At 62.5% G+C, this 26,157-nt stretch carries 30 protein-coding genes and 1 pseudogene; 20 read left to right on the forward strand and 11 right to left on the reverse strand.

Annotated features, from left to right (window positions below; translation table 11 throughout):
- Positions 1 to 168 precede the first annotated feature (168 nt).
- Positions 169 to 1,818 carry a glycosyltransferase family 39 protein gene (locus tag GWG65_RS04940; protein WP_275194289.1) on the reverse strand — a complete coding sequence of 550 codons (1,650 nt, stop codon included), beginning with the start codon at positions 1,816 to 1,818 and terminating at the stop codon, positions 169 to 171.
- Between the two features lie 312 nt (positions 1,819 to 2,130).
- Between GWG65_RS04940 and GWG65_RS04945 the strand changes: the two genes are divergently transcribed.
- Both GWG65_RS04945 and GWG65_RS04950 read left to right on the forward strand, forming a co-directional pair.
- On the forward strand, positions 2,131 to 2,991 hold the full coding sequence (locus tag GWG65_RS04945) for a DUF308 domain-containing protein (RefSeq protein ID WP_275194290.1): 861 nt from the start codon (positions 2,131 to 2,133) through the stop codon (positions 2,989 to 2,991).
- A gap of 159 nt (positions 2,992 to 3,150) precedes the next feature.
- The gene (locus GWG65_RS04950; protein WP_275194291.1) at positions 3,151 to 3,567 is read left to right on the forward strand and encodes a MucR family transcriptional regulator; all 417 of its coding nucleotides are present in this window, start codon (positions 3,151 to 3,153) and stop codon (positions 3,565 to 3,567) included.
- Positions 3,568 to 3,571: 4 nt separating this feature from the next.
- On the opposite strand, the gene GWG65_RS04955 is transcribed toward GWG65_RS04950, so the two are convergent.
- Positions 3,572 to 4,000, reverse strand: a complete 429-nt coding sequence (locus GWG65_RS04955) for a SufE family protein (protein WP_275194292.1) — start codon at positions 3,998 to 4,000, stop codon at positions 3,572 to 3,574.
- Between the two features lie 681 nt (positions 4,001 to 4,681).
- Between GWG65_RS04955 and GWG65_RS04960 the strand changes: the two genes are divergently transcribed.
- Entirely contained in the window at positions 4,682 to 5,242 is a 561-nt protein-coding gene (locus tag GWG65_RS04960) for an NYN domain-containing protein (protein WP_275194293.1), read from the forward strand.
- A gap of 164 nt (positions 5,243 to 5,406) precedes the next feature.
- Here GWG65_RS04960 and GWG65_RS04965 read toward each other — a convergent pair whose 3' ends face one another.
- The gene (locus tag GWG65_RS04965; protein ID WP_275194294.1) at positions 5,407 to 5,841 is read right to left on the reverse strand and encodes a DUF5330 domain-containing protein; all 435 of its coding nucleotides are present in this window, start codon (positions 5,839 to 5,841) and stop codon (positions 5,407 to 5,409) included.
- Positions 5,842 to 6,248: 407 nt separating this feature from the next.
- Here GWG65_RS04965 and GWG65_RS04970 point away from each other — a divergent pair, with 407 nt between their 5' ends.
- From GWG65_RS04970 to GWG65_RS04990, 4 genes are all read left to right on the forward strand, one after another.
- On the forward strand, positions 6,249 to 8,156 hold the full coding sequence (locus GWG65_RS04970; protein ID WP_275194295.1) for a PAS domain-containing sensor histidine kinase: 1,908 nt from the start codon (positions 6,249 to 6,251) through the stop codon (positions 8,154 to 8,156).
- Positions 8,149 to 8,844: a peptidoglycan-binding protein gene (locus tag GWG65_RS04975; protein ID WP_275194296.1), complete on the forward strand. Its 696-nt coding sequence runs from the start codon at positions 8,149 to 8,151 to the stop codon at positions 8,842 to 8,844. Before GWG65_RS04970 ends, GWG65_RS04975 begins: the two co-directional genes overlap by 8 nt.
- Before the next feature lie 363 nt (positions 8,845 to 9,207).
- On the forward strand, positions 9,208 to 9,486 hold the full coding sequence (locus GWG65_RS04985; protein ID WP_275194297.1) for a BrnA antitoxin family protein: 279 nt from the start codon (positions 9,208 to 9,210) through the stop codon (positions 9,484 to 9,486).
- Between the two features lie 27 nt (positions 9,487 to 9,513).
- On the forward strand, positions 9,514 to 9,852 hold the full coding sequence (locus GWG65_RS04990; RefSeq protein WP_275194298.1) for a DUF1491 family protein: 339 nt from the start codon (positions 9,514 to 9,516) through the stop codon (positions 9,850 to 9,852).
- Between the two features lie 164 nt (positions 9,853 to 10,016).
- Here GWG65_RS04990 and GWG65_RS04995 read toward each other — a convergent pair whose 3' ends face one another.
- The gene (locus GWG65_RS04995; RefSeq protein ID WP_275194299.1) at positions 10,017 to 10,997 is read right to left on the reverse strand and encodes a DUF2336 domain-containing protein; all 981 of its coding nucleotides are present in this window, start codon (positions 10,995 to 10,997) and stop codon (positions 10,017 to 10,019) included.
- Between the two features lie 253 nt (positions 10,998 to 11,250).
- On the opposite strand from GWG65_RS04995, the gene GWG65_RS05000 reads away from it, so the two are divergent.
- The 6 genes from GWG65_RS05000 to GWG65_RS05025 all read left to right on the forward strand — a co-directional run bounded on the left by GWG65_RS05000 (position 11,251) and on the right by GWG65_RS05025 (position 17,388).
- Positions 11,251 to 11,439, forward strand: a complete 189-nt coding sequence (locus tag GWG65_RS05000) for a hypothetical protein (RefSeq protein ID WP_275194300.1) — start codon at positions 11,251 to 11,253, stop codon at positions 11,437 to 11,439.
- A gap of 15 nt (positions 11,440 to 11,454) precedes the next feature.
- Positions 11,455 to 12,216 (forward strand): hypothetical protein, encoded by a 762-nt coding sequence (locus GWG65_RS05005; protein ID WP_275194301.1) that lies wholly within the window; start codon positions 11,455 to 11,457, stop codon positions 12,214 to 12,216.
- Positions 12,217 to 12,519: 303 nt separating this feature from the next.
- Complete coding sequence (locus GWG65_RS05010) at positions 12,520 to 15,945, forward strand: CHAT domain-containing tetratricopeptide repeat protein (RefSeq protein ID WP_275194302.1); 3,426 nt, start codon at positions 12,520 to 12,522, stop codon at positions 15,943 to 15,945.
- 38 nt (positions 15,946 to 15,983) lie between these two features.
- Positions 15,984 to 16,427 (forward strand): hypothetical protein, encoded by a 444-nt coding sequence (locus GWG65_RS05015; protein WP_275194303.1) that lies wholly within the window; start codon positions 15,984 to 15,986, stop codon positions 16,425 to 16,427.
- Positions 16,424 to 16,621 carry a hypothetical protein gene (locus GWG65_RS05020; RefSeq protein WP_275194304.1) on the forward strand — a complete coding sequence of 66 codons (198 nt, stop codon included), beginning with the start codon at positions 16,424 to 16,426 and terminating at the stop codon, positions 16,619 to 16,621. Before GWG65_RS05015 ends, GWG65_RS05020 begins: the two co-directional genes overlap by 4 nt.
- Before the next feature lie 2 nt (positions 16,622 to 16,623).
- Positions 16,624 to 17,388, forward strand: coding sequence for a hypothetical protein (locus tag GWG65_RS05025; RefSeq protein WP_275194305.1), 765 nt, complete (start codon positions 16,624 to 16,626; stop codon positions 17,386 to 17,388).
- Between the two features lie 13 nt (positions 17,389 to 17,401).
- Here GWG65_RS05025 and GWG65_RS05030 read toward each other — a convergent pair whose 3' ends face one another.
- Positions 17,402 to 18,247: a LysR family transcriptional regulator gene (locus GWG65_RS05030; protein WP_275194306.1), complete on the reverse strand. Its 846-nt coding sequence runs from the start codon at positions 18,245 to 18,247 to the stop codon at positions 17,402 to 17,404.
- A gap of 91 nt (positions 18,248 to 18,338) precedes the next feature.
- Between GWG65_RS05030 and GWG65_RS05035 the strand changes: the two genes are divergently transcribed.
- Positions 18,339 to 19,166 (forward strand): MBL fold metallo-hydrolase, encoded by an 828-nt coding sequence (locus GWG65_RS05035; RefSeq protein WP_275194307.1) that lies wholly within the window; start codon positions 18,339 to 18,341, stop codon positions 19,164 to 19,166.
- 31 nt (positions 19,167 to 19,197) lie between these two features.
- Here the strand turns inward: GWG65_RS05035 and arsC are convergent, their stop codons facing one another.
- The 3 genes from arsC to GWG65_RS05050 form a co-directional block, all read right to left on the reverse strand.
- Positions 19,198 to 19,599, reverse strand: coding sequence for an arsenate reductase (glutaredoxin) (gene arsC, locus GWG65_RS05040; RefSeq protein WP_275194308.1), 402 nt, complete (start codon positions 19,597 to 19,599; stop codon positions 19,198 to 19,200).
- On the reverse strand, positions 19,596 to 20,297 hold the full coding sequence (locus GWG65_RS05045) for an MIP/aquaporin family protein (RefSeq protein WP_275194309.1): 702 nt from the start codon (positions 20,295 to 20,297) through the stop codon (positions 19,596 to 19,598). The genes arsC and GWG65_RS05045 overlap by 4 nt, the downstream gene beginning before the upstream one ends.
- A gap of 90 nt (positions 20,298 to 20,387) precedes the next feature.
- Positions 20,388 to 20,750, reverse strand: coding sequence for a metalloregulator ArsR/SmtB family transcription factor (locus tag GWG65_RS05050; protein ID WP_148739591.1), 363 nt, complete (start codon positions 20,748 to 20,750; stop codon positions 20,388 to 20,390).
- A gap of 85 nt (positions 20,751 to 20,835) precedes the next feature.
- On the opposite strand from GWG65_RS05050, the pseudogene GWG65_RS05055 reads away from it, so the two are divergent.
- Positions 20,836 to 21,016: pseudogene (locus tag GWG65_RS05055) on the forward strand (GDCCVxC domain-containing (seleno)protein); the annotation flags it as partial.
- A gap of 129 nt (positions 21,017 to 21,145) precedes the next feature.
- Here the strand turns inward: GWG65_RS05055 and GWG65_RS05060 are convergent.
- Positions 21,146 to 21,808 (reverse strand): SOS response-associated peptidase, encoded by a 663-nt coding sequence (locus tag GWG65_RS05060; protein ID WP_275194310.1) that lies wholly within the window; start codon positions 21,806 to 21,808, stop codon positions 21,146 to 21,148.
- Positions 21,809 to 22,528: 720 nt separating this feature from the next.
- Here GWG65_RS05060 and GWG65_RS05065 point away from each other — a divergent pair.
- Positions 22,529 to 22,981, forward strand: coding sequence for a phasin family protein (locus GWG65_RS05065; protein WP_275194311.1), 453 nt, complete (start codon positions 22,529 to 22,531; stop codon positions 22,979 to 22,981).
- 206 nt (positions 22,982 to 23,187) lie between these two features.
- Positions 23,188 to 23,400, forward strand: coding sequence for a hypothetical protein (locus tag GWG65_RS05070; RefSeq protein WP_275194312.1), 213 nt, complete (start codon positions 23,188 to 23,190; stop codon positions 23,398 to 23,400).
- Here the strand turns inward: GWG65_RS05070 and GWG65_RS05075 are convergent.
- Positions 23,388 to 23,630: a hypothetical protein gene (locus tag GWG65_RS05075; RefSeq protein ID WP_275194313.1), complete on the reverse strand. Its 243-nt coding sequence runs from the start codon at positions 23,628 to 23,630 to the stop codon at positions 23,388 to 23,390. The genes GWG65_RS05070 and GWG65_RS05075 overlap by 13 nt on opposite strands.
- A gap of 562 nt (positions 23,631 to 24,192) precedes the next feature.
- Positions 24,193 to 24,396 (reverse strand): hypothetical protein, encoded by a 204-nt coding sequence (locus tag GWG65_RS05080; protein ID WP_275194314.1) that lies wholly within the window; start codon positions 24,394 to 24,396, stop codon positions 24,193 to 24,195.
- A 310-nt stretch (positions 24,397 to 24,706) separates the two neighbouring features.
- Between GWG65_RS05080 and GWG65_RS05085 the strand changes: the two genes are divergently transcribed.
- From GWG65_RS05085 to GWG65_RS05095, 3 genes are all read left to right on the forward strand, one after another.
- Positions 24,707 to 25,174 carry a hypothetical protein gene (locus tag GWG65_RS05085; protein WP_275194315.1) on the forward strand — a complete coding sequence of 156 codons (468 nt, stop codon included), beginning with the start codon at positions 24,707 to 24,709 and terminating at the stop codon, positions 25,172 to 25,174.
- Between the two features lie 166 nt (positions 25,175 to 25,340).
- Entirely contained in the window at positions 25,341 to 25,532 is a 192-nt protein-coding gene (locus tag GWG65_RS05090; protein WP_148740055.1) for a hypothetical protein, read from the forward strand.
- Between the two features lie 297 nt (positions 25,533 to 25,829).
- Positions 25,830 to 26,147, forward strand: a complete 318-nt coding sequence (locus GWG65_RS05095; RefSeq protein WP_275194316.1) for a metalloregulator ArsR/SmtB family transcription factor — start codon at positions 25,830 to 25,832, stop codon at positions 26,145 to 26,147.
- Positions 26,148 to 26,157 lie beyond the last annotated feature (10 nt).

Raw genomic sequence — 26,157 nt, forward strand, 5'->3', positions numbered from 1 at the left:
TAATCGTCCACACGTGGCGGAAGGAAGCTTGGCTGATCCCGGCTGATGCCGGTCTTGAAAGTGCGATTCGCCATGCCGAATCGTACCCTCGTTTGCTCAAATGAAGATGAAATTCTTGCCCAGTCTCTTCGCTCCATCCGGGCTACGGCACTACGGCGGAGAAAAATATTACGGCGCCGGGATCGACAGCAGGCTGGAAATGCTGCGACCGCGGATGTCGTAGACGCGGGCGAACACGACGTCGTCGCGCTTGATCTCGACCAAGACCGGCGCGGTGAGGCCCTTGCAGTAGAACTCGCCGAGCGTCATCGCGAAATCGGCCGCATTGGAATCCCAGCCGATGGTGAAGTCGGGCCCGAGCGCAACCTGCGCCGGGCGCTGCGGGCCGCACACCGCGACCTTCCATTTGCGATTGCCCGGGGCCACTTCCTGCCGCTCGACCAGCTGCTCGCGCAGTTCGTCGGAAGCCTGCTTCAGCGCCAGGCCCCAATAGTCCAGCATGAAGCGATCGTCGGCGCCGCGCACGGTGCCGGCGATGTGGTTGAAATGTGTGTACTGATAGGGATGCAGCCGGATCATCTCGGCGAGCGACAGCGCGAGGCCGAAGCAGAAGGTGGCGAGCACGACCGGCTGCCAGGTGCGGTGGTTGGCGCGCAGGCGCTCCATGACCCAGCCGAAGGCGACGCCGCCGAGCACCGCCATCGGCGGGATCACGAAGACGAAATGGCGGATGCCGTTGTAGAGCGCCGGCCGCTTCACCATTGCGATCGCGAGCGGCAGGGTCGCTGCGAGCGTCAGCATCAGCAGGATGGTCTTGCGGCGCCCCGGGACCTCGGGTCGCGGCAGCAGCGCGAAGGTGCCGACCACGGCGCCGACCATCAGCACCAGCATCACTTCCGGAAGCTGGAGCGCGAACAGCGTCGGCAGATAGGACCAGGGCATGTCGGGCACGGACACGATCGCGCCGTCGAACATCTCCTTCCAGGGCTTTTCGAAGAAGTGCGAGAAATAGGTCAAAGCCTCGAACGGATTGCCGGGCTCCATGATCGACCACGGCCAGATCAGCCCCATCACGAGGTAGCCGAGCACGAGGCCGGGCAGCAGGATGTAGACGACATGGGCGAAGCGGCGGACCGCCTCGCGCAGGCCCTCGCTGCGCAGTTCCTCGAGGAACAGCGGGATGAAGCCGATCATGGCGTAGACCAGCGCGAGCCCACCGAGAATGCGCGAGCCGATCGCCAGGCCCGCGCCGAGGCCGACGATCAGGATCGTGCGCGGCGAAGGCTGCGGATATTCCTCGGCGAGCCGGACGAGGCCGAGCATCAGGATGATCATCGAGACCGCGAAGGGCGCATCCTTCGGGTTCATGAACATGTGGCCATAGAAGATCGGGCACAGCGCGAGCAGCAGCAGCGCCGCGAGACCTGCGAGCGGACCGCCGATGCGGCGGCCGAGCCGCCAAGTCACGGCAAGTCCGATCAAGCCGACGATGGCGCCGACCAGGCGGCGCGTCTCGAACAGCTCGAGCGGAATGATCTTGTGCAGCAGGGCCGCGACCATGTCGAAGCCGCCGCCATACATATAGAGGTTGGCAAACGAGAGCGCGGCGGTGTCCTTGAAGCCGGAACCGAACATGCGCAGCAGCAGGTCGGCATATTCGGCGTGGGTGTAGTCGTCCCAGCCGAGCCCGTAGTCACGGAAGGTCAGGCCTGCGGTGACGGCGACCGCGGCCAGCACCAGCATGGCGAGATCGTCGCAAGTCCGTTCGATCGAGCGCCGAAGAGGCGTATCGATCGCCGAAGTCGTGATGGATGTCATGGCTATTGGTGACCCGGAATCCCCTCTTGGCCCTGCTGGTGCGCATGGGCCTCAACCCCGGTCTCCCTATAGCGCAGTTCCATTACCAAGTAATTGGGCATTATGGCTAAATTCCTGTGCGACGCAGCAAACCCGGGAAACTCCACAGCACACCATAGCTAGCGGGCCGTAGCTGAAGGGAATGTGAATAAGTCACTGATATCCTTTCCTTTAGGAACGCTGCCGACAATTGGACGTTGGCCAGGAACACAGTATGACGGTATCGTAGGCGTAACGTGTGCCGCGTGTGGGTGCGCGGCCGGGGGTGGTTAGATGGTCTTGGCATTGCTGATCGCGGGGATCGTCGCCGTTGTGGCGGGCCTCCTTGCGATCGTTTTCGGCTACACGGTCAGGGATTTCAGCCTCGGCAGTACCCTCATAATCTCCGGGACGATCGGCGTCTGCTCCGGGATGTTACTGGTCGGCCTCCACATTGTGGCGCTGGAGCTGAAGGGTATCGCTCGCCGGCTGGCCGGTTCGGCGGCGCCATCGGACGTTCGGGTCCGGCCGGTACTGCCCTCGGGGTTCGCGATGCCCGGGTCGGTTGCGACCGAGCCCGTGCCTGCTCCGACGCTGCATGTCGAACCGCCGGCGCGGCCATCGACCGCCGCGCCGCCGCCGTGGCAGAGCGAGGCGGCCGCTCGCGAGCGGCCGCGCGGCGAGGTTCCGGCAGAGCCGGAAGCGCCTCCGCCGGTGGCGGAAGTACCGCGCCGGCGCAATCTGCTGTTCGCCTCGACCTCGCGCAAGGAGCGCGAGCGCGCGCAGGCGAAAGGGACGGACGGCCTGCCGCCGCAGTTGCCTGAGGAGTCCGGGGAGCCTGCAGCGCCGGAGGTCCCGCCTGCGAGCTTCGATGATGCCTGGCCGAAGCAGGACCGTGCGCGGCCATCGGACCCGGCCGTGTCGCGGCGCTCGCCGCCGCGTACCCCCTCGACCTTCGAGCCCGCTCCGCCTCAGCCTGAACCGGAGCTACCGCCGGCCGAGCAGCCGCAGGTCACCGTGCTCAAATCCGGCGTCGTCGACGGCATGGCCTATTCGCTCTATTCCGACGGCTCGATCGAGGCGCAGATGCCTGAAGGCATGATGCGCTTTGCCTCGATCGACGAGCTGCGGGCCCATCTCGACCAGCGGTCTTGAGCAGCCGGCGGATCAAGTAAAGCGTCGTCTTCATTTCACTTCGTCAGTCATCAGCTCATATTGGTCAGTCGTCACAGTTCAGCCGAACGTATTGTTGACACGGAATACTTTGGCGTCGTCAATCCGATGCGACAGACGCAAGGCGGAGAGGTCGGGTCCATGTCGGATGCCGCGGGCAAGAGTTTCATCGAGCTGACGGCGAACATCGTGTCGGCCTATCTCAGCAACAATCCAACGCCGGCCGCCGAGATTTCAAATCTCATCAGCCAGGTGCACGGCGCATTGGTGCGGGTGTCGTCGGGTCGCACGGAACCGGCGCCGCTCGAGCCGGCGAAACCGGCGGTATCGTTGAAGAAGTCGATTGCGCCGGACTATCTCGTCTGTCTGGAAGACGGCAAGCGTTTCAAGTCGCTCAAGCGCCATTTGCGCACCCAGTACAACATGACGCCGGAACAATATCGCGAGAAGTGGGGCCTGCCGGCCGACTATCCCATGGTCGCGCCGAACTATGCGGTGGCGCGCTCGCAATTGGCGAAGAAGATGGGGCTGGGACAGCAGCAGCGGAAGCGGAAGTAGCCTCTCACGAAGCCTCGGCCAGCGCCTCTTTCGCGTCGGTCTTGATGCGTTCGACCATCGAGCGCAGGCCGTTGGAGCGCTGCGGCGTCAGGTGATCGCGAAAGCCGAACTCGTCGAAGACGGCAATCGCGTCGGTCGCGAGAATCTCCTGCGGCGTTCGGCCCGAATAGAGCGCGAGCACGATCGCGACCAGCCCGCGCACAATATGGGCGTCACTGTCGCCGCGATATTTCAGGACCGGCGCGCCGCCATCGCGCTCGACATGTCTGGCCAGCCAGACCTGGCTGACGCAGCCCTGCACCTTGTTTGCGGCGGAATGCTCGGCCTCGGGCATCGGTTCCAGGGTGCGGCCGAGCTCGATGACGTACCGGTAGCGGTCGTCCCACTCGTCCAGAAGCTCGAAATTGTCCCTGATTTCGTCGATCGTCGTCATGCTGGCCTAGGTTCCCGTTCAGACCAATATAGGGACGCGGCGACGTGAAATCGATAGGGTTTGGCAACCAATCTTAGGCGCCGGGACGCGAGCTCATGAAACGAAGTGATGCTGCAATACTTTGCCACGACAGCGTTTTGAGCGCGGTAGTCGATGCCGAGCAAAAAACTCAGCGTCTTCTCTAACGTCAGAAGTCGATGTTATCGGTGTGCAACCTGAGCACCGGCAGACGAAATGGAGCCAACGCCGTCAAGGCGAACAGGCTTCGTACCGAAGTCCATGTAGTTGCACTCAGTCTTAGCTAACAAATTCGATCGAGCGGTGTTCCAGATCAAGGCCAGCCACCCAGCTCGACGGTTGTAGCTACCGGTAAGGTAGATGACTTCAGGGCACCGCTACCGTGCAAGACAAGGCCTGCGCTGGCTTAAGCTATTGCGTAGCTCCTAGACGCGGTGCTCTCTCTGGCCCCGCGCGACCTACAGAGACCCCTCCAGATCGACGTCGAAAATTCATTGTAATTCAAGGGAGTACGGGTCAATTTGTCCGCTATCCGTTCAAGTTGTGGCAATTGCGGAACACTCACTAATGGTTTATTTCGGGAACGAGAGAGGCCATTGACGGTTAGTTAAATACGTCCCTATATACGGGACGTGAATAGCCCCCCGTCGGACATGGCCAGCAATGGTCCCCGACGGGGTTTTCATTTTTATGGCTATTACAGACGAACCGGCGATAAAGAGTGTTATGGCCTTTTTTGATGGCCAGAATCTTTACCAGCACGCCAAAGACGCGTTCGGCCATCACCACCCAAACTACGACCCTGTCAAATTGCACAAAGCAGTTTGCGAAGCGAAGGGTTGGCGCGCTACGCTTACGCGCTTCTACACTGGCGTTCCGAATGCCATCGAGAGTCCAATGTGGACCGCATATTGGGCTAACCGTGTACTAGCCCTTAAGCGCGCTGGAGTTCATGTCACCACGCGGCCCCTACGATACCGACGAGCCGCTGTAGTAGATCACAACGGTGATCCCGTTCTCGAAGAAGACGGTCAACCAGTGGTTTCCGTAACTCCCCAGGAGAAGGGTATTGATGTGCGACTTGCACTCGACTTGGTTAGTTGCGCGCGCACAAAGCAATTCGATATCGCTCTGATTTTCAGCCAAGACCAAGATTTGCAAGAAGTCGTCCAGGAAATTGCGGACATCGCGAAAGAGCAGGACCGTTGGATACGAGTGGCCTGAGCGTTCCCCGGCGGTCCGAACGCTTCATCGGGCCGCGGAATTGACAAGACTGACTGGTTCAAAATGGATCAGGAATTTTACGACAAATGTCTTGATCCGTGGGACTACCGACCCAAAAAATAGAAGGCCTAATTCGCATCTGCGGGTGGCCTGTTTCGGTCATCCTAATTCGCAGCCGTCGGGCCGCGCCATTCCAGCGCGAGGTCGTCCTGGGTCAGGGTATCGCGCGGCGTCTCGCTCGATGCGGTATCGCCGTCGCCGGCCAACGCGATCGAGCCGGTGTGGTCGGGCGCCTTCTTGTCGCTCTTGTCGTTCTTGTCGTTGGTGATGTGCTCTTTCTTGTCGTTGATGATCTGATAGATCTTGCGCGCGCCGTCCTGCGCACGCTGGCCGATGATGGTCGCGGCCTGACCGCCGACCTCGCAGGCCGCCGGCTGGCGCTTGCAGAACTGGCTGACGTCGGAGACGGCCGCGGTCGCAGCCTGCACCGCATCGGCGGCGCCGATCTGCGGCAGCTTGTCCGATTCGGGCGTCTTGTCCCGCGGCAGGAGCACCAGCACCAGCCCGAGCCAGAATGTGATGCGGAGCAGAAAGCGCATCTTGCGACCTGTAATGTTAGATCCCGCCGCGGCGATCCCCGCAGGCGTCCGACCTAGCAATCCTCGATAAATCGCAAGTGATTGCCTTCCGCTTAATTCACGGAAAATTTGCGCAAAATTCCTCGCAATCGGCAGCCTCGTAAATTTTCGGTTGACGCGCCCGCCCGTGATCGACCGGCTGCGCGCGTCTACCAATTCGAAACCATGACGCCGGGCGCGAAACCCTGTGTTCACCATCCCCGATGAAGACCTCGTCGAATTATCTAAAATGCTCCGTGATGGCGCGGGGGTTCGACGGCAGGCCGGACGGCCTTAGCACTCGTTTAAGGTCGCTCTGACACGGTGGCTCAACGATAAGGAGGCGTTCCGGCGCGTCTTCCAGACGATTGAGCCGAAGCGCGAGACCCGTGACAGTTTTGAGTATCATCCGCGATTGTCTCGATGCACTGCTGCATCCCTCCGCGCGTTACGATGCGCTGACGCGGGCGCGTCATCGTGCCTTCATGGCGCCGAGGCTGCTCGGAAGCCTGGCGGCGTTTGCCGCATTTCCGGTCTATCTTGCCATGCGCGGCGCGCCGAGCGCGATCGAGGTTGCCGCCTTCGCTTGGCTGATCGCGCCGATCCTGTTGTCCTGGTTCCTGTCGCGCACCGGCCGCTACGAAGGTGCGCATGTATTGTCGTCGTTGGCGCTCGCGGGCCTGATCATGGCGATCGCGGCGACGACCGGCGGGATCGAATCATTCGCCGCGGTCTGGCTGGTCGTGGTTCCATTGGAAGCCGCGCTGTCGGCCTCGCGCCGCGTCGCGGCCTTCGCCTCGCTGCTTGCGCTGTCCTGCGCGGGGATCCTGATCCTCGTCAGCCAGCTCGGCTGGTTGCCCGGCGACGCCAGCGCCGCAGAACGCGGCGTGCTGATGGCGTTCGGCGTCGCGTCGGCGACGCTCTACGCGGCGGGCCTCGCCTTCGGTGCGGAGTCGCTTGCGCGCACCAGCGTTGCGCTGCTGTCGCGCGAAGAAGACCGCTATCGCCTGCTTGCGCGCAATATGAGCGACGTCATTTCGCGGCATCAACGCAACGGCGCGGTGCAGTTCATCTCGCCTGCCGTCGAGAGCATGCTCGGCTTGCCCGTCGCGCAACTGCTCGGCCACGGTCTGTTCGACCGCGTCCACGTCGCCGATCGCCCGGCTTATCTCACTGCGCTATCGGACGCTGCGCGCGGCGACGTCCGCAGCGTCGAATTCCGGCTGCGCCAGGAGAAGGCCGCTCCTGAGCGCGGTCAGGTCGATTTCATCTGGGTCGAGATGCGCTGCCGGCCGCTCGAGCTGGATCCGGGTCGCCAGAATCTTGACCGGCAAGATCTTGACCGGCAGAATCTTGACCGCAAAGTCATGGGCGAGGTCGATGTCGTCGCCGTGATGCGCGACGTCACCGATCGCAAGCTTGGCGAGCAGGCACTCGATCAGGCACGTAGTGCCGCGGAGGCGGCCGATGCCGCCAAGACGCGGTTCCTCGCCACCATGAGCCACGAGCTGCGTACGCCTCTCAACGCCATCATCGGCTTCTCCGAGATGATCGCGCAGGAGCATACCTTGATGTTAGGGGCGGCTCAACGCAAGGAATATGCCCAGCTCATCAACGATTCCGGCCAGCATCTGCTGTCCGTCGTCAACGGCATTCTCGACATGTCGAAGATGGAATCGGGCAATTTCGAGATTGCGTCGGAGCCGTTCGCTCCGCGCGCCTCGCTCATGCACTGCTGCAATCTGCTGGCGCTGAAGGCGCGGGAAAACGGCATCGATCTGATCACCGATGCGCCGCAGGATTTGCCGGTGATGACCGGCGATCCGCGCGCCTTCAAGCAGATCGTGCTCAACCTCGTCGCCAATGCCATCAAGTTCACCGAGCGCGGCGGTCAGGTCACCGTCAATGCGGCGGTGTCGGGTTCGCAGCTCACGCTGCGCGTCAGCGACACCGGTGTCGGCATCGCGCCGGACGATCTCAAGCGTATCGGGGCCCCGTTCTTTCAGGCCGGCAAGACCTATCAGCGCCGCCACGAAGGCACCGGCCTCGGACTTTCCATTGTGAAGAGTTTGGTGGCGTTGCATCTCGGCGAATTGACGGTACAAAGCAGGCTCGGCGAGGGTACTGCCGTCACCGTCAGACTGCCGCTCGTCTACACGCCGCCGCAGGCCAAGACGCCTGAAAAAGCGGCCGAGAACAAGATCGCGACGCTGACGCCGGTGCTGCGCCAGGAACCTCATGACCCACTGCAAGACCAACTTCAAGACCAACCTGCTCTGGTGAAGAAAAGTGCCTAAGAAGTCTGCAAAGGATGAAGCTGCTCCGCGCCGCCGTGGCGCCAAGGCTGCGGTCATCGATGTCGAGACCGAGCGCAATCTGGTGATGCGGATCCTGCTGCACAGCCCCAAGGACACGCTGGCCGGGCTCGTCGCGGTTGCGGCCGTCAGCGCGATCGTCGCCAATGCGCTGTTCCTCCAGACCGGCCGGCATCCGGCGCCGATGTTCGGCACCGTGATCAATCTTCCCATGCCGTCGTCCGTTCCGCAGCCGAATCCCTTGCCGCGCCCGCGCCCCGTCGGCGCCGATACGTCACCGCTGGAGCCGAAGGCGACCGAGTTCCGGGTCGAGCCCAAACCTGCCGAGAGAGCGGCCGAGAAACCCGTCGAGGCCACCGCATCGACGCCGCGATCGGGCGATCCCATGACCAATCTGGTCAAGACCACGACATCGCCCTCCGTCGCCGTGGCGCGTCCGCCGGCGCCGATCCCCGCGCAGCAAAGCCCCGCTGCGCGGCGCATCTCCGGCGTGCAGCGCGCGCTGTCCGAATATGGCTATGGCCAGTTGAAGGTCACGGGCACGATGAGCGGCGAGACCCAGTCCGCGATCCAGAAGTTCGAGCGCGAGCACAAGATGCAGGTCACGGGTCAGGTATCCGATCGCCTGCTGCGCGAGCTCGGGGCCGCGATCGGCCATCCTGTCGAATAATCGCTGTCGCACGCTTCCTGGTCGGAAGTGCGCGACGTCCTTTTGCCGCTTCACAAAACTATTCTGCGGCGAGAGACGCGCCATTATTGACTCCCAACTATTCTGTAGTTACAAAATAACCCTGTGAAGATCGTCTGGGACGAGCCGAAGCGCTTAGCCAATCTCGACAAGCACGGGATGACTTCGCCGATCTCAACGAGACCTTCTTTGACAATGCTCTGGTCTTGGCCGCACATCGCAATCGGTGGCGCGCGATCGGTGTCAACATCCGCGGTGTCATCTCGGTCATTTTTGCGACCCGCGGAACCGAGGGTGTCAGCATCGTCAGCATGCGCCCTGCCAGTAGGCAGGAAAGGAAACTCTATGAAGAGAACCGCCGCTAAAAAGAGCTACACTGCGCGGGACATGCGCACGGTCAGTGATAATCCCGAATGGACCAAGGATGATTTCGCCAAGGCTAGGACGTTCGATGAGGCCTTCCCGGCCATGCGGAAGGGCCGCGGTCCCAACAAAGCTCCGACAAAGCGACAGGTGACCTTACGCCTCAGCCCTGTTGTGCTCGACTATTTCAAGGCTGAAGGCGCGGGTTGGCAGAGCCGCATTGACGAAGCTCTCGTGAAGATCGTGACGCGCAAGCGCTAATTTCAGTTCTGCAAAACAGGTTGGTGCATGCGCCTGAAATCAAACATATGGGTCGCGGCGTACTTGCGCCGGTGCCAGACCGAGGGCGTGTTCGGCGCGGTGCGCCGTCGCGGCGCCGAGGAAGCAGGCGCGGTGTTCGTCAAGGTCTCGCTGCTCGACGGCCATGCGATGCTCTACGTGCCGGCGCCGCAGACCGCCTATGACGACGGCCGACCGGTCGATCGTTTCTTCGTGCCGGCCGCGCCGCAGCCGCTTCCGGAGCCTGCCGTCGAAGAGCGGCTGACAAAGGAAGTCCGCTTCGATCCGGATGCCTGGATCGTCGAAACCGAAGACCGCGCGGGACGGCATTTCCTCGAGCTGGCGTAGACCTGATCGGCGCCCCACCGTCATTGCGAGCGTAGCGAAGCAATCCAGAATCGTTCTGCGGAGGGATTCTGGATTGCTTCGTCGCAAGAGCTCCTCGCAATGACGGCCTGGGCGTCGTCACGCGCTACGCCTAATGTCGCAGTCTATAGAGCCGGCGTGAGCGATCAGCGATCCGGCGATCCGTCTGTTCCGGTCCGCACCGCAGGCGCAGAGCCGGGCTGCACGCCTGGCCGCGGCTGGTGCACGCTTGCGCGTGCGCGCTGGCGTTCGCTGTCATGCAGCGATGACTGGTATTTCGCGCGTGTCACAGCCAGTGTCGAGCCGCGCCAGGCGGCGAGCATGACCAGCGCAGAGCGGTCGCTGAGGCGATCATAGAGCCGCGACAGGCGGTACACGCTGTTCACGGACGTGCCGATCTCCGGCTTGAAGAATAACAGGATGCGCTGGAAGTTCGGGCTCGGCATGTCGAGCGCACGGGCGGCGACCGCGAGCGCTTCGCCGCCGGAATCGTCGACGATCTCCGTTGCGACACGCGAGGGCAGGATCAGGCTGTCGCCAAGCTCGAAGGCGAAATTCTCGACATCGCCCGCGATCGCCGCCATCTCCAGGATCTGGATTGCGCGTTTGGCGCGCACGGTCGGAATCCGCGGCGCTGCCTTCAGCGGCGTCTGCTCCAGATTGTGCAGGATCTGGGCGCGCTCGGATGGGCCGGCGCGGAAGAATATGTCATGGATCTCGGCCGCGTCCTTCGGCTGCAGCGCCATGTTCGAGGCCATGCGCCGCTCGGCCTCTGAGGGTGCGCGGAGCGGGGCGGGGGCGGATGCAGGCGGTGCGGGAATCTCCCGCGCCAGCGGAATCCTGCGGCCCTCCTGCGCGGCCGTCAGCCCCAGCTTCTGCATGACCGGAGCCGGAGTGGATGGGTATATCGCGAGCCGTGCCTTGACGGCTGCGCGCGTTGCGTCGTCGACCTGGTCGATCAGGCGGGTGGCGAGCTCGACGAACTGGCGCTGCTCGTCCTCGCTGTGGCTGCTCGCCTGCACATAGAGGTCGGTCAGCACGCGCAGCAGGGTCGGACGGATGTCGACGCCCTCGCGACGGGAGAGGGTCATCAGCCCGTCGAATCCGGGAAACGGCGACTTGGTCATGGAGGCGTACGCAACTTGAAAGACACTGTTGCAGCAGCCTATCGCAGCTTCGTTTAAAGCCTCGTTAAGGAAAACGAGACGTGAAACGAGGCGCATCATTTTGGCCGTTGTCGTGCCGCAACGGGATTTCAGGGCGCGCCCGTGCGGCTATGGTTCGGGTGCGCATGTTTACACCCCGTTAACCATGTACTGATCTTAATGAGCCCATGTTGCAGAAGCGCGCTTGGTCGCGCGGCAATTGAAGAGAGCTTATATGGGGACCATCATTGAATTTCCGGCCGGTCGCTGGGTGGGCTCGTCGGGGGACGTCGCTCCGCGCGCCGGAATGGGAACGATCCTGATCCTTCCCGCGATCCGCATCGAGCGCGAGGCGGACGAAACCAGCGGCGATCACGGGCCGGCAGCGGGCACAGCGCCGGGGCGCCGTCGTCGTCGCCGCTGACGTCCGGCTATTGCAGTGCCGGAACCCATCCGCCAGATCCGGCCTTTCGTATCGGCCATCCTGCTCGCGCTGTCAGGCGCGATGTTGGCTGCCTGTAGCGGCGGCGATTTCGGCCGCACCCGCGCCGACATGCGCAGCGACGACATGCATCGCTGGCTGGGGACTGAGGTCACCGCCAGCGTCGGCCTGAAGCCGTCGCAATTCCAGCTCACCGACGAAGAGCGCCAGCTTCGCGATCTTGCCTATCCCTTGATCGAGCCGCCGCTATCGCGGCCGGCCTGGAAAAGCGTGTTCGGCGACTACAAGGCCTTGCCGTCGCCCTGGCGCCAGAAGGTGGTGTTCGATCGCACCATGTACGGTCGCACGCTGATCGACGAGCCGCATCGCTCGCATTCCTCGCGCTATGCGCAGCTGATCGAGGACGTTCGCAATGACATCACCCGCTTCGAGCCGTTCTTTGGCAGCGCGATCCGCGTCATCGATCTCGACAAGAAGCGCAATGCCAGCATGGCCCGCGTTTCCGAACTCTCGCCGAGGGAGAAGGCGGACGCGGTCGAGCGCATGCAGGAGAACTCGCTGATCGTGCAGTGGGTGCAGCAGTGCCTGGAGCAGCGCGTCTCGTCCTATCGCTGGGCGCTGGAACGGCTGGTGATCCAGGCGCCTGACGGCATGGCCGCCGACGCCGATCGCCTGATCGGCGAACTCGCCGCCCAGACCGCCAATCCGCCGGTCGCGGCGCAGCCGGCTTACGGTCGCGCGGTCAGCGTTCGCGGCTGATTGCGCCCGCCTGCTATTGCCGTCCCGCTGTGCGGTAGACGGCCTCGGCACCCCCGACCTTGGCCTTCCATTCCGGCCCGTTCAGCGCGCTGGCATGGCCCATGCCCCAGCCCGGCCAATCCGGAAACCAGCGTGATTAGTGTGCGCCGACCCAGCGCATGAGCGTTGGGGACCGGTGCCTGCCGCAGCCGCTGACCCTCCTGCGCATATTGGGGTACCGCACTGATTGGCGCTTGTTCCCCCAAGCCATAAGGATAGGATTATTTCGTTGCATCAAGTCATTTTGCCCAAAGGTCTTTCAAGATGAGCTTTGACGCCGCGAATCCGTTTGAAATCCGTCCGGATTTTACCCTGCCGCGGAAGTTGCTGGCACTTGCCATTCTGCTCGGAACGACCGGTTCAGCCGCCGCCGCCCTGACTAAGGAGGCGGCGCTCGAGAACTGCCGGATGACGGTCGGCAAGCCGATCGTCCATGCGTGCATGCAGGCCCAGGGAGGCCGCAAGGCCGGTGCCGACATAGAGGCCTGCCGCGCCAAGGCGTCCCCGCAGGTCAGGGCCTGCGTGATGGCGGCCCTCAATGCTGCCAACGGCCGGGCCAACGTTGCGGTCGAGCTTCCGAAGGAAGTGGCGCCCAAGCTGGATCCGGCGGCTGCTTTGCCGAAGGACTTCGTCGCGCCGCCGCGCAGCATCGCCGACATCACCGCTGTCCTCAACGGCGAGAAGCCTGACGAGAAGATGCTTGCGGAGCTGAAGTCGGACGCCGACGACGCGCCCACGGGGAAGGAATCGCGCCAGGATCTCGCACAATTCTATTTCGATCGCGCCAATGCGCGCGCGCAGCTTGGCCGGCTCGCCGAATCCATCGCGGATGCGGACAAGGCCGTGGAGGTGGGACGCGGGGTCGTCGGCCCGAACATGCTCGGGCGGATGATGCAGCTCCAGTCGCTGCAGCACTCCCTCGCGGGCGATCCGAAGCGTTCGCTCGAGATCATGCAAAGGCTTCTGCGCGAATCGGCCAGCATGCCGGGCGCCAAGGGATTGCAGTTCAATACCAATCGTGGGATCGCATCCGTTCTCATCCAGATGGGCGACGTGGCGCAGGCCGAAGCGTATATGCGCCGCAGCCTGACCGCAATTCAGGAAGCGCGCACCAGCGGCCATCCCAATTGGCGGTCGTCCTATGCCAAATTCGGCCAGAACTGGGAAAGCGAGCTGGAGATTTCTCGTGCCCAGATCTTCGAGGCGCGCGGCCAGTTTGCAGAGGCCGAGGCGGCCTATCGCACCGCGGAGCTTCGCAAGCGGTCGAGCACGAAGGCGATCCTGGCGGCGGACAACCCGCCGGCGGAAACCATTCTGCTGCAAGCCATCGACGGCATGGTGTTGAATCAGGCCCGCATGAAGGCAAGGCAGGGGAGGCTCGCCGAAGCCGAGGTCGATGCGCGCCGTGCGCTGTTGTCGCGCCTGAAGGACACCGGCAAATACAATCCCGTCACGCCGCGCTTCGTGATGGGGCTGGCGAGCATTCTGGTCGATCAAGGCCGCTACGACGAAGCCGAGAAGCTCGGCCGTGTCGCGCTGGAGATCAACAAGTCGGTTGGGGTGCCCGAGGACTCGCAGGCGACCGTGCAATTGTTCTCGCAACTCGCCGGCATTCTGACGCTTCAGCGTAAGAACGCTGAAGCCGACGAGATGTTTGCGAAAATCGACAAGGCGATCGCCAATTGGCAGCCGCAGCGTCGCCAGGCATTCGAGCTGAACCCGTCCCGCATCATGTCGCTCTACGGCGCCGGGCAATTGGACGCAGGCATCGCCGCCGCCGAGCAATTGGTGAAGAAGCAGATTGGCCGCGTCGGCGAGAACCATTTCGATACCGCTTCGGCACGCGGCACGTTGGCGGTCGGTCTGATGCGGGCGCGGCGCGATGCCGACGCGATCCGTGAATTCAAGGCGGCCATCCCGGTGCTGATGGCGAGCGCCAACGAGAATGCCGATGACGAGAACACGAGCGTGGTGGCCGCGCGCAGCCAGCGGCTGCAGGCGATCGTCGAGAGCTATCTGCTGTTGCTCGGGCGTGCCGATGGAGCCGGAGCCAGTGCTATCGGCGAAGAAACCTTTGGCCTGGCCGATGCCGTCCGCGGCCGGTCGGTGCAGCAGGCGCTTGCCGCCTCCAGCGCCCGCGCGGCCGCAAAGGACCCGGCGCTGGCCGAGCTCGTGCGCAAGGAACAGGACCTGACCAAGCAGGTCAACGCCCAGCTCGGCACGCTCAACAACGTGCTCGCGCTACCCTCCGCCGAACGCGACGAGAAGGGCGTTCAGCAGATCCAGGCACAGATCGTGGCCCTGCGCGGAGAGCGCGACAAGGCGCGCCAGGAGATCAAGCACAAGTTTCCAACCTACGCCGACCTCGTCTCGCCCAACCCCCCGAGCGTCGCCGAGATCCGCGCGACCCTCGGCGACAACGAGGCGATGCTGTCCTTCTATTTCGGTCAGAACGGCAGCTTCGTCTGGGCGGTGCCGAAGTCTGGACCGGTGGCATTCGCCGCGGTCAAGGCGAAGATCGGCGACATCGAGACCAAGATTCGCAAATTGCGCGAGGCGCTGGAGCCGCAGGCCGCGATGATCTCCGATATTCCGTCGTTCGACCTCAAGCTCGGCTACGAATTGTACGAGTTGCTGCTCAAGCCGGTCGAGAGCGGGTGGAAGCCGGCCAAGAACCTCATTGTCGTGACCAACGGCGCACTCGGCCTGTTGCCGCTGTCCTTGCTGCCGACGGCACCGGCGGAGGTGGCCGAGGACGAGGATCCACTGTTCATCGGCTATCGCAACGTTCCATGGCTGGTGCGAACCCATGCCGTGTCGACGGTCCCGTCGGCGGCGGCCCTGCGGACGCTGCGCCAGCTGCCGCCGGGCAAGCCCGGCCGCGGCGATCTCGTGGCGTTCGGCGATCCCTACTTCAACAGGGATCAGCAGACCGAGGCGGAAGCCGTTGAGGCCAAGGTCCAGGTCGCCGACGCAAGCGCAAGCGTGATGCGCGGCGGGCCGCTGAAGCGGCGCAACAGTCCGAAGTTGGAAGGTGTGGACAGTGCCGAGCTCGGTCTGCTGCCCCGCCTTCCCGACACCGCGGATGAGTTGAAGTCGATTGCGCTGGCGTTGCAGGCGGATCCCTCAAAAGTGTTGTTTCTTGGCAGGAGCGCGACCGAGAGCGCCGTCAAGACCATGAATCTTTCCGGCTTCAAGATCCTGGCCTTTGCGACCCACGGTCTCGTCCCCGGCGAGCTCAACGGATTGACGCAGCCAGCGCTCGCCTTGTCATCCCCGGCGGTGACCGGAGAGAGCGGCGACGGCCTCCTGACCATGGAGGAGATTCTCAGCCTCAAGCTCGATGCCGACTGGGTGATCCTGTCGGCCTGCAACACCGGTGCCGGTGCAGGTGCTGGTGCCGAGGCGGCATCGGGGCTTGGACGCGCATTCTTCTACGCCGGAACGCGCGCGTTGCTGGTCACGAACTGGTCGGTGCATTCGCAGTCGGCGCGGCAACTGGTGACCGATCTGTTCAAGCGGCAGGCGGATGATCCGAAGTTGTCGCGGAGCCAAGCGCTGCGCGAGGCGATGATGGCCCTTGTCGATGGCCCCGGTTATCTGGGCAGCGACGGCAAGACCGAGTTTGCCTATGCGCATCCGCTGTTCTGGGCGCCGTACACCATCATCGGCGATGGCGGCGTACGTTGATTGCAGGTGAGGGCAGGTGAGGAATGGGGGAATTCGTAATGAAGCGTCACATTCTGCTTGGGTTTATTGCTGCAGGTCTGCTGTTTTCGGGCGCATCGCGGGCGACGCCATTGATCACGGAGGAGGAGGCCAAGTTGCCGCCGCCAAAGGGGGCGATCGCGGCGGACCGGCGCGGTATCATGCGCGGTCCAAAGGTGGAATTCGTCGCGCCGGGCGACTCCGTCAGCTCGCCCATGCGGCTGGTGTTGAAGTTCGAGTCGTATGGCGGGGCAAAGATTGATCCGGAGTCGGTCAAGGTGATCTTTCTCCGGACGCCGAATGTCGATCTCACTGCGCGCGTGAAGCCGTTTGTCCAGTCCGACGGCATCAACATGCAGGACGCGGAGTTGCCACCCGGCGAATACACGGTGCGGGTTGATATCAAAGATAGCGACGGCCGGCCGGGCACGACCATCTTCACCCTGAAGGTTGCGCCAAAGTGAAGTGTCCGTACTGCCAATCCGTGAATGCGGATGGTGCGCTGGTTTGCGCGTCCTGCGCGGGCGACATCGCCGTCCCCGCGACGCTGATCGCGGAGCGCGACAATCTCCTGCGCAAGCGCGATGAGCTGCGTGACGAGCTGAAGCGGGCCAGAAGCGAGATCGAGGCCATCATGCTGCGCCGGAAGTCGCACTGACGATGGAATGTCCGTTCTGCGCCGAGACGATCAAGGACGAAGCCATCGCGTGCAAGCATTGTTCGCGCGATTTGAGGGTCGTGCGGCCGACGCTTGTCGAGATCGACGGCATTGTTGCCGAGCTGGACAAACTGAGGCGTGATCTTGACCGGGCCAATGTCCGGCTCGAGCGATACAAGAACCCGCTGCGATATTTCGCAACGCATGCGGTTCTGTATGTCGTCATTCCATCGATCCTGCTGACGCTCGCGCATGTCCTCGTGACCATCACCTTCAACCTCTCTCCGATCCCGCTCCGGATTGCCTCGATTGCGGTGCCCCTGCTGTTCGGATTCGTTGCCTATCCCCTGCACAGGGTTTCGGCGATGGGAGCGTTCCTGCTGGCGTTCCTGGCTGCGAGCGTCAGCATCCTGGCGATGCTGACGGTCACCGGGATCCACGATCGTGTCCCGATCCTGCCGACGGTGTGGATTGAATGGCGGGAGGTGTTCGAATACGGAGCGAGCATCCTGCTCGCCTTCGTCTCCGGAAACATTCTAGGCGTCCTGATCTTCCAGGTGCTGCCGCGTGTGCTTGCTCAAGGAGGCAAGCCGAACGCGTTTGCCTTCAGGATGGCGCGCTTGCTCGGGCAGCATGTCGGCGAAGAGCAATTGCGCCGCCGCGCACGTTTGATCCAGGACCTCATGCAGACGGTGGGGCCGCTGGCCGGCATCGCCGCGACCGCCGTCGGCTCGATCTACGCCGGCTTGAAGGGCTTGCTGGGATAGCTCGTCGGCTCCTTCAGCGCCGGGGCCTGCTTCGGTCGGGCTTGCGCCGCCGCTTCTGTAGTTGTGCGACAAAATCCCTCAGCACGTCCGCCAGCGGAGCCGCCGCGCGATAGGCAAGTCCGACCTCGCGCCTGACCTTGACCTCGATCTCGCGGACCGTGACGTCCGGATTGCCCTTCGCCACGCCTTCCGGAACGATGGCGATGCCGACGCCGGCCGCGACCAGCGCCATGGCCCAGTCCTCCGATTGCGCGATCGCCGCGGGCTGGCGGCGTTGCGCGGTGCGGCTGAAGAATTCGCTTCTCTCGCAATGACAGCGGTCGATCAGCGGGACGTCGGCGAGATCGGCGGCGCGGAGCTTGTCCTTGAGCGTGAGGGGGTGCGAGGGCGGCAGGGCGGCGACGTAGCGCTCGCTCCAGAGCGCGACGAAATGCTCATCGGTGCGCAGCATGCTCTTCGAGATGATCCGCGCATCGGCGCGCTCGTCGCTGCCGACGAGGCGAAGCGCGATGTCCGCGCGCACCGTCAGCGGCTTCAGCAGCGCGATCGTCCGGGGCACGTCGAGCGTGCGCATCATGCCCAGCGTCACCGTGGTCTTCGTGCTCGGCTTCCGGAACATGCCGCGCGCGGCATCGGCTTGGTCGATGATGCTGCGGGCAAGGGCGTGAAACTGTTCGGCCGAGGCGGTGGGTGCGACGCCCTTCTTGTGCCGGATGAACAGCGTCGTGCCGAGTTCGGCCTCCAAATTGGTGATCGCGGTGGAGATTGACGGTTGCGACACGAAGCATGCCCGCGCAGCCGCGGTGAGATTGCGCGCATGGTAGACGGCGGCGAAGTAGCGAAGCTCGCGGATATCCATAGGTCAGTCCTAGAGATAACATCAGTACTCGATAGTTTACCTATAGATAGGGCGATGGCAAGAAGCCTTGCTGACAACGCGAGGATCTTCCGTGAAAATCCATCATCTCAACACCGGCACGATGTGTCCCATGGGACGCCGCCTGGTGAACGGCACCGGCGGCCTGTTCCAGCGCGCGCGCATGGTCTGCCACTGCCTGCTGATCGAAACCGGTGAGGGGCTTGCGCTGGTCGATACCGGCATCGGCCTCGGCGATATCGCAGCGCCCGACCGGCTGGGACGGCGCTGGCTGAGGCAGACCGCGCCAAAGCTCGATCCATCCGAGACGGCGGTGCAGCAGGTGAAGGCGCTCGGCTATTCCCCCGCCGACGTGCGCCACGTGCTGTTGACGCATCTCGACCGCGATCACGCCGGCGGCGTGCCCGACTTCCCACAGGCCGCGGTCCATGTGCATCGCGCCGAATACGACATGGCGGTGCTGCGCAAGCCGGCACCGCCCCAAGGCCGCTATGTCACGGAGCAATGGCAGCACGGACCGGGCTGGAAGTTCTACGACGAGGCCGGCGAAGACTGGTTCGGCTTCAAGGGCGTGCGCGCGCTCGGTGACAAGCAGGCCGACGTCCTGATGATCCCGCTTGCCGGGCACACGCTCGGCCATTGCGGCATCGCGGTGCGCTCAAACGACGGATGGCTGCTGCATGCCGGCGACAGCTATTTCCATCACGGACAGCTCAAGGCATCGCCGCGCATGCCGCTGGTGCTCGGCTATTTCCAGCGTCGCGCCGACATGGACCGCAAGGCGCGGATCGCCAATCAGGAACGGTTGCGCGCGCTGAAGCTCGGCCACGGCGACCGCGTGACGATCTTCAACAGCCATGATCCCGTCGACTACGAGAACTGCCGGTGCGGGGAGCATTAGGTCGGAGGACCGATGCACGGACAACGTGAGCCTATCGTCCTTCGACCACTTCGCCGTCCTCCTTCACGAAGCGCCCGACGGGATCGCTCAGGAGATCGATAACGGCCTCGGAAGGCCGGCACAAACGCGTGCCCTTCGGCGTCGCCACGATCGGGCGGTTGATCAGAATCGGATGCGCCATCATGGCGTCGAGAAGCTCGTCGTCCGTCCGCTTGGGGTCGTCGAGCCCGAGCTCCTTGTACGGTGTGCCCTTCTCGCGCAACAGTTCGCGGATCGTGATTCCCATCGCAGCGACCAGTTGCTTGAGCGTTTCGCGCGACGGCGGCGTCTTGAGGTATTCGATAACAACAGGCTCGACGCCGCTCTGCCGGATCATGGCGAGCGTGTTGCGCGAGGTTCCGCAAGCCGGATTGTGGTAGATCGTGACGGTCATCTTTGTGTCTCCGCAATTGGGACGGGGCCGCGCGCCCGGGGACGTCCGAGCAGCCAAGTCATCAACAGCATGCCGGCCAGCGCTCCGCAAAACTCCGCGACAATGAATCCGGGCAAGTCACCTGGGCGAATACCTGCAAAAGTGTTCGTCAGGGACCTTGCGATTGCGACGGCAGGATTGGCAAACGACGTCGAGGCCGTAAACCAGTAGGCCGCTGTGATGTAAAGGCCGACCAGCCAGGGGACGGCGGTCCTCTGAAAGCGGATGCCGGCCAGGATCGTTGCAACCAGCCCAAAGGCAGCAACCGCCTCGGCAAACCATTGTGGCCCTCCGGTCCGAACTTTCGTCGAGAGGTCGAGCAGCGGCAGTCCGAACATCAGGTGCGCAGCCATCGTTCCCACAATGCCGCCAGCGATCTGCGCGATCATGTAAAGCGCGGCCTCGTTCACCGGCAGCTCGCGCTTGCCGGTGAAGACCAGCGTGACCGCCGGATTGAAATGCGCGCCGGAGATCGGTCCGAGCACTGTAATCAGCACGACCAGAATGGCCCCGGTCGGCAGGGTATTGCAGAGCAGCGCAAGCGCGACGTCCCGGGTCAGCGTTTCCGCCATAATGCCGGAGCCGACAACGGTGGCAACGAGAATGCCCGTGCCGAGCGCCTCGGCCGCCAGGCGCCGCGAAAGGTCGAACGTGTCCATCAGCCGGCCTTCGGTGTTGAATGAAGTATCCCGGTGAGAATCGAGCGTGCCGAATTGCCTGTGCATACGAACCGCACATTGTACACTTGGTCAGGCACGGCTTCGCTCCTTTCGTTTTGGCGAGCAGCAGGCTTGCAGGCTTTCGACGACCGGCTCGCAAACGTCTGGCCGGCCGCCGCAGCAATCTCGAAGCAGGAAAACCGCAACGTCCCGGAATTCGGCGAGGTTGGCGCGATAGACGATGGAGCGGCTGTGCCGCTCCGAAGTCACGAGCCGCGCGCGCGTCAAGATCGAGAGATGCGCCGAAAGTGTATTCGGCGGGACCTCAAGCTGGCGTGCGAGGTCGCCGGCCGCGAGGCCTTCGGGCTCGTGTCTCACCAGCGTCCGGAAAGCTTCCAGACGGGTCGGCTGAGACAGGGCCGCGAGGGCGAGGACAGCTTCCTCTGTTTCCATATATCCAGATTTATGGAAATAACCGGATACGTCAATCGAAATTTCGAAGTGGCCAAGTTTGCCCTGGATTTAATACTATACTCATATGCAAACCCACTCGATTATTACGTGCCCGGTCTGTCATCACGCTTCGGCCGAAACCATGCCGACTGACGCCTGTCAGTTCTTTTACGATTGCAAAGCGTGCGGCACTCGCCTCAAGGCCAAGAGCGGCGATTGCTGCGTCTTGCTCATACGGATCGATCCCTTGTCCGCCGATCCTCGATGCACGCCGACGGGCAACCCCTTTCTGGGCTAACAAAGACCACGTTGCGACACCCAGCGCGCTAAGCGCAATGATCACAGTCCCAATTGGCGCGATCCTTGCGAGTTCTTCCAGTGTCAAGACTACCCCTTTATGCCGCCGCGCGATCTTCTTTATCCGCCCCGCGCATTACAATCTTGAGCGCATCATCGGGCAATGGCCGCTGCAAGACCTTAGCTTCATCCCACGGCGCTCGCATCCAAACGTCGCGCTCTTCATCGGTGGTCAGGACCACCGGCATGGCCTTGGGATGGATCGGTGCGACCACGGCGTTCGGCTCGGTCGTCAGGAACCCATACACGAGGTTTGGACCGGGGATCGGTTTCGACTTGGTGCCCCGGTCGCCTTTGAACTCGGTCCAGATGCCTCCGAACGCGAACAGCGGTCGGTCATCGTTGAGCGCGAACCAGACAACGTCCTTTTTGCCGGTCGCCGGATTCGGCTCCGGTGCGTACTCGGCAAAGCTGTTCGCCGCGACCAAGCAGCGGTTCTCTGGCTTGAGCCAGCCGCGCCAGTGCGGCGATGACGTGTTGCGGATATTGGTGACCGGCGGCCCGCCTGTGAGCGGTGGCGGCGGCATGCCCCAGCGCATCAGCACCATCTCGGTTCCGGCGTCAGTGTTTCGGATGACCGGCGCCGGATAGTCCGGAAACACGCCGGGCATAGGTGGCAGGTTGCCGACATAGCGATTGACTACGCGAAATAGCGCGCGGATCGCCTCTTGGTTGGTGGTGACTGAATAGAGATTGCACATCGGCCTTACGGGACTTGGTCTTTCCTACTGCCACCGATGCTGTGAGGCCTGTTCAAAAAGAAGTGGCGGTTACCGAGAGCCGCCTCAGCATATTGGTCGATCGCAACAATGATCGCTTGCACATGTTGATAGCACCAACCCTCACGGGTCGCCCTGATCCGAACCCGGAGGACAGCGGCCACGGAGCGGCCCTGACGCTCTAGGAGGCGCAGGCGGTGCCACAGCCGGATGATTTCGCGTTCTCGGTTGGCATCCACTGACGTTCACCCACGATCGTCACACCGTGAACGAAAAGGGAACAAATTGCAAGCCGCTAGGGATTGGGGGTGCTCGCTGTCGGAGCATACTAATCAAAATTTCCGGGGGATACCGCCATCGTGCTTGGAGCGGCCGCTATCTGGTTTATCGCTCGCGCACGGCGCTTTGGAGCGGCAGGCCGCGCTGTGCCCACCCGCAGCGGCTAGGGATATCCCTGTTATGCACAGCGCTCCGCAGTTATACCTTCGTCTGTGTTGACAATCTCAAAAAGATCTTGAGCGAGAGTCGCAAACCGAACCGACAGTCCCGCTTCTCTTAGCACAAGGTCGTATGGGTCGGGGGCTAACTCAAGGCTCATCCAAAATCTGATTGAACACAGAGCGTGGAGCTCTCGTGACGCAAGCGACCGTCGCGAGGAATGCTTTCGCTTGAGAAAGGGAATGCTGCGTGAGTGAAAGCGAAATGAAAGCCACACTGAACGGAACGAATATTTTCGGGATGCCGTTGCTGGACTTCCCGAAGATCGCCTTGCCTGGCGTATCCAGCGAGCTTGTCGAGCAGGGCTACGCGCGCGCGCGGGAAGGCTACGAGAAGATCAAGGCCACATCGGAGGAGATGACAGAAGCGCTGCGCGAGACCTATTCGAGCAATGCCAAAAGCGCCACCGACTACGGGCTCAAGGTGTTCGAAATCTCATACGCCAACGCCGCCACTGCGCTCGATTTTTTCGTCCATCTCTACGGCAGCAAGTCAGCGGCCGATGTCTATGCCTTGTCTGCGGCGCAAGCGCGCAAAGCGTTTGAGACCGCAACCGACCAGAACAAGGAATTGTGGGCGCTCACCCAGAAGCTTGCGACGGAAACGGGTGAGCCGATCAGGAAGCGCTTCTCCAAGGTCCTCCACCAAGCCGGCTAGAAGAACGGCGCTCAATTCACGTCCAAGGATGAGGAGGAATCCGGCCGGTTGGAATAAGCCCCGAGCATGCAGCCCCCACTGCCGCCCCCTGCTCGGTCAAACAAGGTGCGCGATCCCCCAAGTACCCCGCACCTACATAGGGCGCACTCCAACCGGCCGGTGTTTTTCTGCAACTACAGTGACGACCGATCGCAAAGGAGGGCGACATGGGTATGGTCATGGTCAAATGTCCGGAAACCGGACACGCGATTCCCACCGGCATCCAGACTGATCGCGAGAGCTTTGGGCGTCGCGCAGTGTTTTTCTCGCGCACCCGCTGTCCGATCTGCCGCACCGATCACGCGTGGTTCGCGCGGGAAGCCTGGGTCGACGAGCCGAGCATACATATGCGCCGCCGCAACGCGGGCTATCCGACGTAAGTGTCGACACAGATCTTCGCCTTGAAGTTCTGCCATGCGACCATGAATCGCCCTTTCGCTTCATCGAGCGAGCCAGCTTCCCCGAACGGCGGACCGGGAAGCGTCACGATGCACGTCCACAACCAGAACGCTGGGGAGCGTTCGCTAGCGTAGCGGATGCGCCCGACCAGCTGTCGATCCTCATGGACCGTGTACTCATCGAGGCCAATCTTTCGCAGGGTCAGAGGCATTGTGGCTTGCTGCTGTCTAGGACCAAATAACCCCCGGCTGCTCGAATGGTCCCAATCACTGGAGCGCAGCTGGCTCGAGCTGCAAGCGAGCGGCACCTGCGTCCGGCTGCTGACGATCTGCTGAGGCTCCGTTAGGAACGGTGACGGCACCGCGCCGTTTGCTGTGTCGCTGGCTCCGTGTGAGCTGGCGGAGCGGCCTCTGTGTCCCCCTCATTCAGCCCTAAACCGGGCCGTCTTTCAAACGTCAGGAGTCGTAGCGGTCTGCCTGACTTGCGGCAAACGTGGCGCCATTCTCAGGGGCGGTAGTGAGCCGACTATGATGAACGTTCGCTGATCTTTGATGAACTTGGTCCGTCTGTTCGGCGGAGCCGATCGAGGCGCCTATCTAGTTCTTCCTTCTTGGCAATGATCCTTGCGGCCAGAATCTGATCGACGTCCGTGAACAGAGTCCACAACTGATGGACGGACATGTTCTCAAACTGCTGTCGGTAATCACGAATGTCCAAAGTCGCGCCCTGCTGGGGATGGGCAGCAGCTAGGAGCCCGATTCCGTACGTCGATTTTAGATTATCGCGCTGCTGGCCGGGCCAACTGGGCTGCCCTCATAAATCGCCTTCCTAGTTTCGCGTGCCGCACCGAAGATTCTGCGCTCGGCCTCGGCTACTTTGTCTCGAAGATTCTCAAGTTCGAAAACTTGAGAAGCGAGTGCCTCAAAGTGTTGGCGCAGAGCGAAATGACAATCATCAAGTTGCGCACGATCATCCATTGCAAGCCCCTTTTATTATTGTAATGCCCCAGAAGATCCGCCGTTAGACCAGCCTCGTAGACTAGGAAAATTCGGCAATCTGGTCTGTTCGGTATTCGACATTGGCTGTCTTTTTTCCTCGGTGGAGCGCGCGAACTAGTGACCAAGGTGACCGATCACCACGGCGTGTTTGCCGCCGAGGTGGGCGAGAGATCTGCCGATTTGTAAAATACCTCGAGACGCCTATCTTTTCGCACATGCGTATGGCGTACGACCTCTGCCTGCGACTGCCGGCAAGCAGGTTCCAACAGGACCGGATTGGATCCATGAAGTGAAGCACGACGGCTACCGGATGCTAGTCATTCGGGAGAACGATCGCGTGCGCCTGCTTTCGCGCAATGGCACCGACTGGACGAACCGCTATCCCTGGATCGCCGAGGCTGCGCTGAAGAACCGGCAGAAGCATTTCGTGATCGATGGCGAGGCCGTACTGCTCGGGGTCGACGGCCGCTCCGACTTCAACGCCCTGCACTCGCGCAAGCACGACGAGGAGGTGCAGCTATACGTCTTCGACATTCGATGGGCGGCGATGACCTACGGTCCCTGCCCTTGCATATGCGCAAGAACAACTTGGCCCGACTTCTGCGCGGCAAGCCGAATGGCATCACCGTTGCGCCTTTTGAGCGCGGCGAGATCGGGCCGGACCTGTTCCGCGCCGCCTGCAATATGGGCCTTGAGGGCCTGGTCTCCAAACACAAGGATCGACCTTATCGCGCCGGCCGCTCCAGGCATTGGCTAAAATCAAGAACCGTAAACATCCCGCCATGGAGCGGCTGATGGATTCGTTCTGATGCTGGTCGACGCGACTAGGGAGCACCGGCTTTAAGGCGAAGGAAGGCGACTCGACCTGACCATCCGCTTTCCCATAGGTTACCGCTTTCCAGTTACAACTAGCGGGGAGCGAAATGGCTGAAAAGATCGACGTCGAGGTTACCGGCAAATCGCAGTTTGAAGTCGCCTACGACATGGCAAGGTTCATTCTCGTCAACATGGAAAGTCGTCAGGTGAAAAGCGTAAAGCGAGAGGAGTTCTTGCATTTGGTAGCTGACTGCATCGATGCCTTGCGCGGCATCAAGGTCAAGCAGATTATCCGCTAAATAAGGAGGGCTGGCAGCCCCCTGCAGGATCGATCCTTCCTCGGATGCTGGGGGCCTTCACTATCCAGCGATTTCGAGCAAGGCGAGATCGGCCCCGACCTGTTCCGCCGCGCTTGCCTGTGGGGCCGCATCGTCTTCACGCACCGCCGTGGTTCCGGCCACGGCTCAGCAGGCCGGGCGACCGAGGGTCGGCAGCAGAGCGGAAAGTGTTGTTAGGACAGCCTGAGACTAGCCTATATTTCGAATATTCTAGAAATATAGTTGACGACGGAAGCGACCCGGCGCATGATGTCGGTCATGAAGATCGATGACGCAGCATCACGCCTGGAAGCCCTGGGTAATCGGACGCGGCTTCAGATTTACCGGGCCCTGGTTCGGGCCGGACGGTCGGGCATGCCCGTCGGTCGCCTCCAGGACAAGCTGAAGATCCCGGCATCAACGCTCTCGCATCACATCAAGACTTTGGTCTCGGTCGGACTCGTCAGTCAGGTCCGGGAATCCACGACCCTGGTTTGCCATGCGAACTTCGACGCGATGCGGGGCCTGGTCGACTTCCTGGCGGCGGAGTGCTGCGCGGACGAAGCCGAATGCGGGGATAAGCGAACGGCGGCCTGACTTTTTCGGC

Source organism: Bradyrhizobium sp. CSA207 (assembly GCF_029051685.1).
Taxonomy (GTDB): Bacteria; Pseudomonadota; Alphaproteobacteria; order Rhizobiales; family Xanthobacteraceae; genus Bradyrhizobium.

Bases quoted from the DNA above. Each gene is read 5' to 3' on its own strand.
- GWG65_RS05045 (WP_275194309.1), bottom strand. From the start codon at position 20,297: ATGGACACGTTCGACCTTTCGCGGCGCCTGGCGGCCGAGGCGCTCGGC.
- GWG65_RS05025 (WP_275194305.1), top strand. From the start codon at position 16,624: ATGGAATGTCCGTTCTGCGCCGAGACGATCAAGGACGAAGCCATCGCG.
- GWG65_RS04995 (WP_275194299.1), bottom strand. From the start codon at position 10,997: ATGACCAAGTCGCCGTTTCCCGGATTCGACGGGCTGATGACCCTCTCC.
- GWG65_RS05095 (WP_275194316.1), top strand. From the start codon at position 25,830: ATGAAGATCGATGACGCAGCATCACGCCTGGAAGCCCTGGGTAATCGG.
- GWG65_RS05000 (WP_275194300.1), top strand. From the start codon at position 11,251: ATGGGGACCATCATTGAATTTCCGGCCGGTCGCTGGGTGGGCTCGTCG.
- GWG65_RS05015 (WP_275194303.1), top strand. From the start codon at position 15,984: ATGAAGCGTCACATTCTGCTTGGGTTTATTGCTGCAGGTCTGCTGTTT.
- GWG65_RS05070 (WP_275194312.1), top strand. From the start codon at position 23,188: ATGGGTATGGTCATGGTCAAATGTCCGGAAACCGGACACGCGATTCCC.
- GWG65_RS04965 (WP_275194294.1), bottom strand. From the start codon at position 5,841: ATGCGCTTTCTGCTCCGCATCACATTCTGGCTCGGGCTGGTGCTGGTG.
- GWG65_RS05030 (WP_275194306.1), bottom strand. From the start codon at position 18,247: ATGGATATCCGCGAGCTTCGCTACTTCGCCGCCGTCTACCATGCGCGC.
- GWG65_RS04960 (WP_275194293.1), top strand. From the start codon at position 4,682: ATGGTCCCCGACGGGGTTTTCATTTTTATGGCTATTACAGACGAACCG.
- GWG65_RS05090 (WP_148740055.1), top strand. From the start codon at position 25,341: ATGGCTGAAAAGATCGACGTCGAGGTTACCGGCAAATCGCAGTTTGAA.
- GWG65_RS04990 (WP_275194298.1), top strand. From the start codon at position 9,514: ATGCGCCTGAAATCAAACATATGGGTCGCGGCGTACTTGCGCCGGTGC.
- GWG65_RS05010 (WP_275194302.1), top strand. From the start codon at position 12,520: ATGAGCTTTGACGCCGCGAATCCGTTTGAAATCCGTCCGGATTTTACC.
- GWG65_RS05080 (WP_275194314.1), bottom strand. From the start codon at position 24,396: ATGGATGATCGTGCGCAACTTGATGATTGTCATTTCGCTCTGCGCCAA.
- GWG65_RS05050 (WP_148739591.1), bottom strand. From the start codon at position 20,750: ATGGAAACAGAGGAAGCTGTCCTCGCCCTCGCGGCCCTGTCTCAGCCG.
- GWG65_RS04985 (WP_275194297.1), top strand. From the start codon at position 9,208: ATGAAGAGAACCGCCGCTAAAAAGAGCTACACTGCGCGGGACATGCGC.
- GWG65_RS04950 (WP_275194291.1), top strand. From the start codon at position 3,151: ATGTCGGATGCCGCGGGCAAGAGTTTCATCGAGCTGACGGCGAACATC.
- GWG65_RS04940 (WP_275194289.1), bottom strand. From the start codon at position 1,818: ATGACATCCATCACGACTTCGGCGATCGATACGCCTCTTCGGCGCTCG.
- GWG65_RS05075 (WP_275194313.1), bottom strand. From the start codon at position 23,630: ATGCCTCTGACCCTGCGAAAGATTGGCCTCGATGAGTACACGGTCCAT.
- arsC (WP_275194308.1), bottom strand. From the start codon at position 19,599: ATGACCGTCACGATCTACCACAATCCGGCTTGCGGAACCTCGCGCAAC.
- GWG65_RS05065 (WP_275194311.1), top strand. From the start codon at position 22,529: ATGAAAGCCACACTGAACGGAACGAATATTTTCGGGATGCCGTTGCTG.
- GWG65_RS04945 (WP_275194290.1), top strand. From the start codon at position 2,131: ATGGTCTTGGCATTGCTGATCGCGGGGATCGTCGCCGTTGTGGCGGGC.
- GWG65_RS05060 (WP_275194310.1), bottom strand. From the start codon at position 21,808: ATGTGCAATCTCTATTCAGTCACCACCAACCAAGAGGCGATCCGCGCG.
- GWG65_RS04955 (WP_275194292.1), bottom strand. From the start codon at position 4,000: ATGACGACGATCGACGAAATCAGGGACAATTTCGAGCTTCTGGACGAG.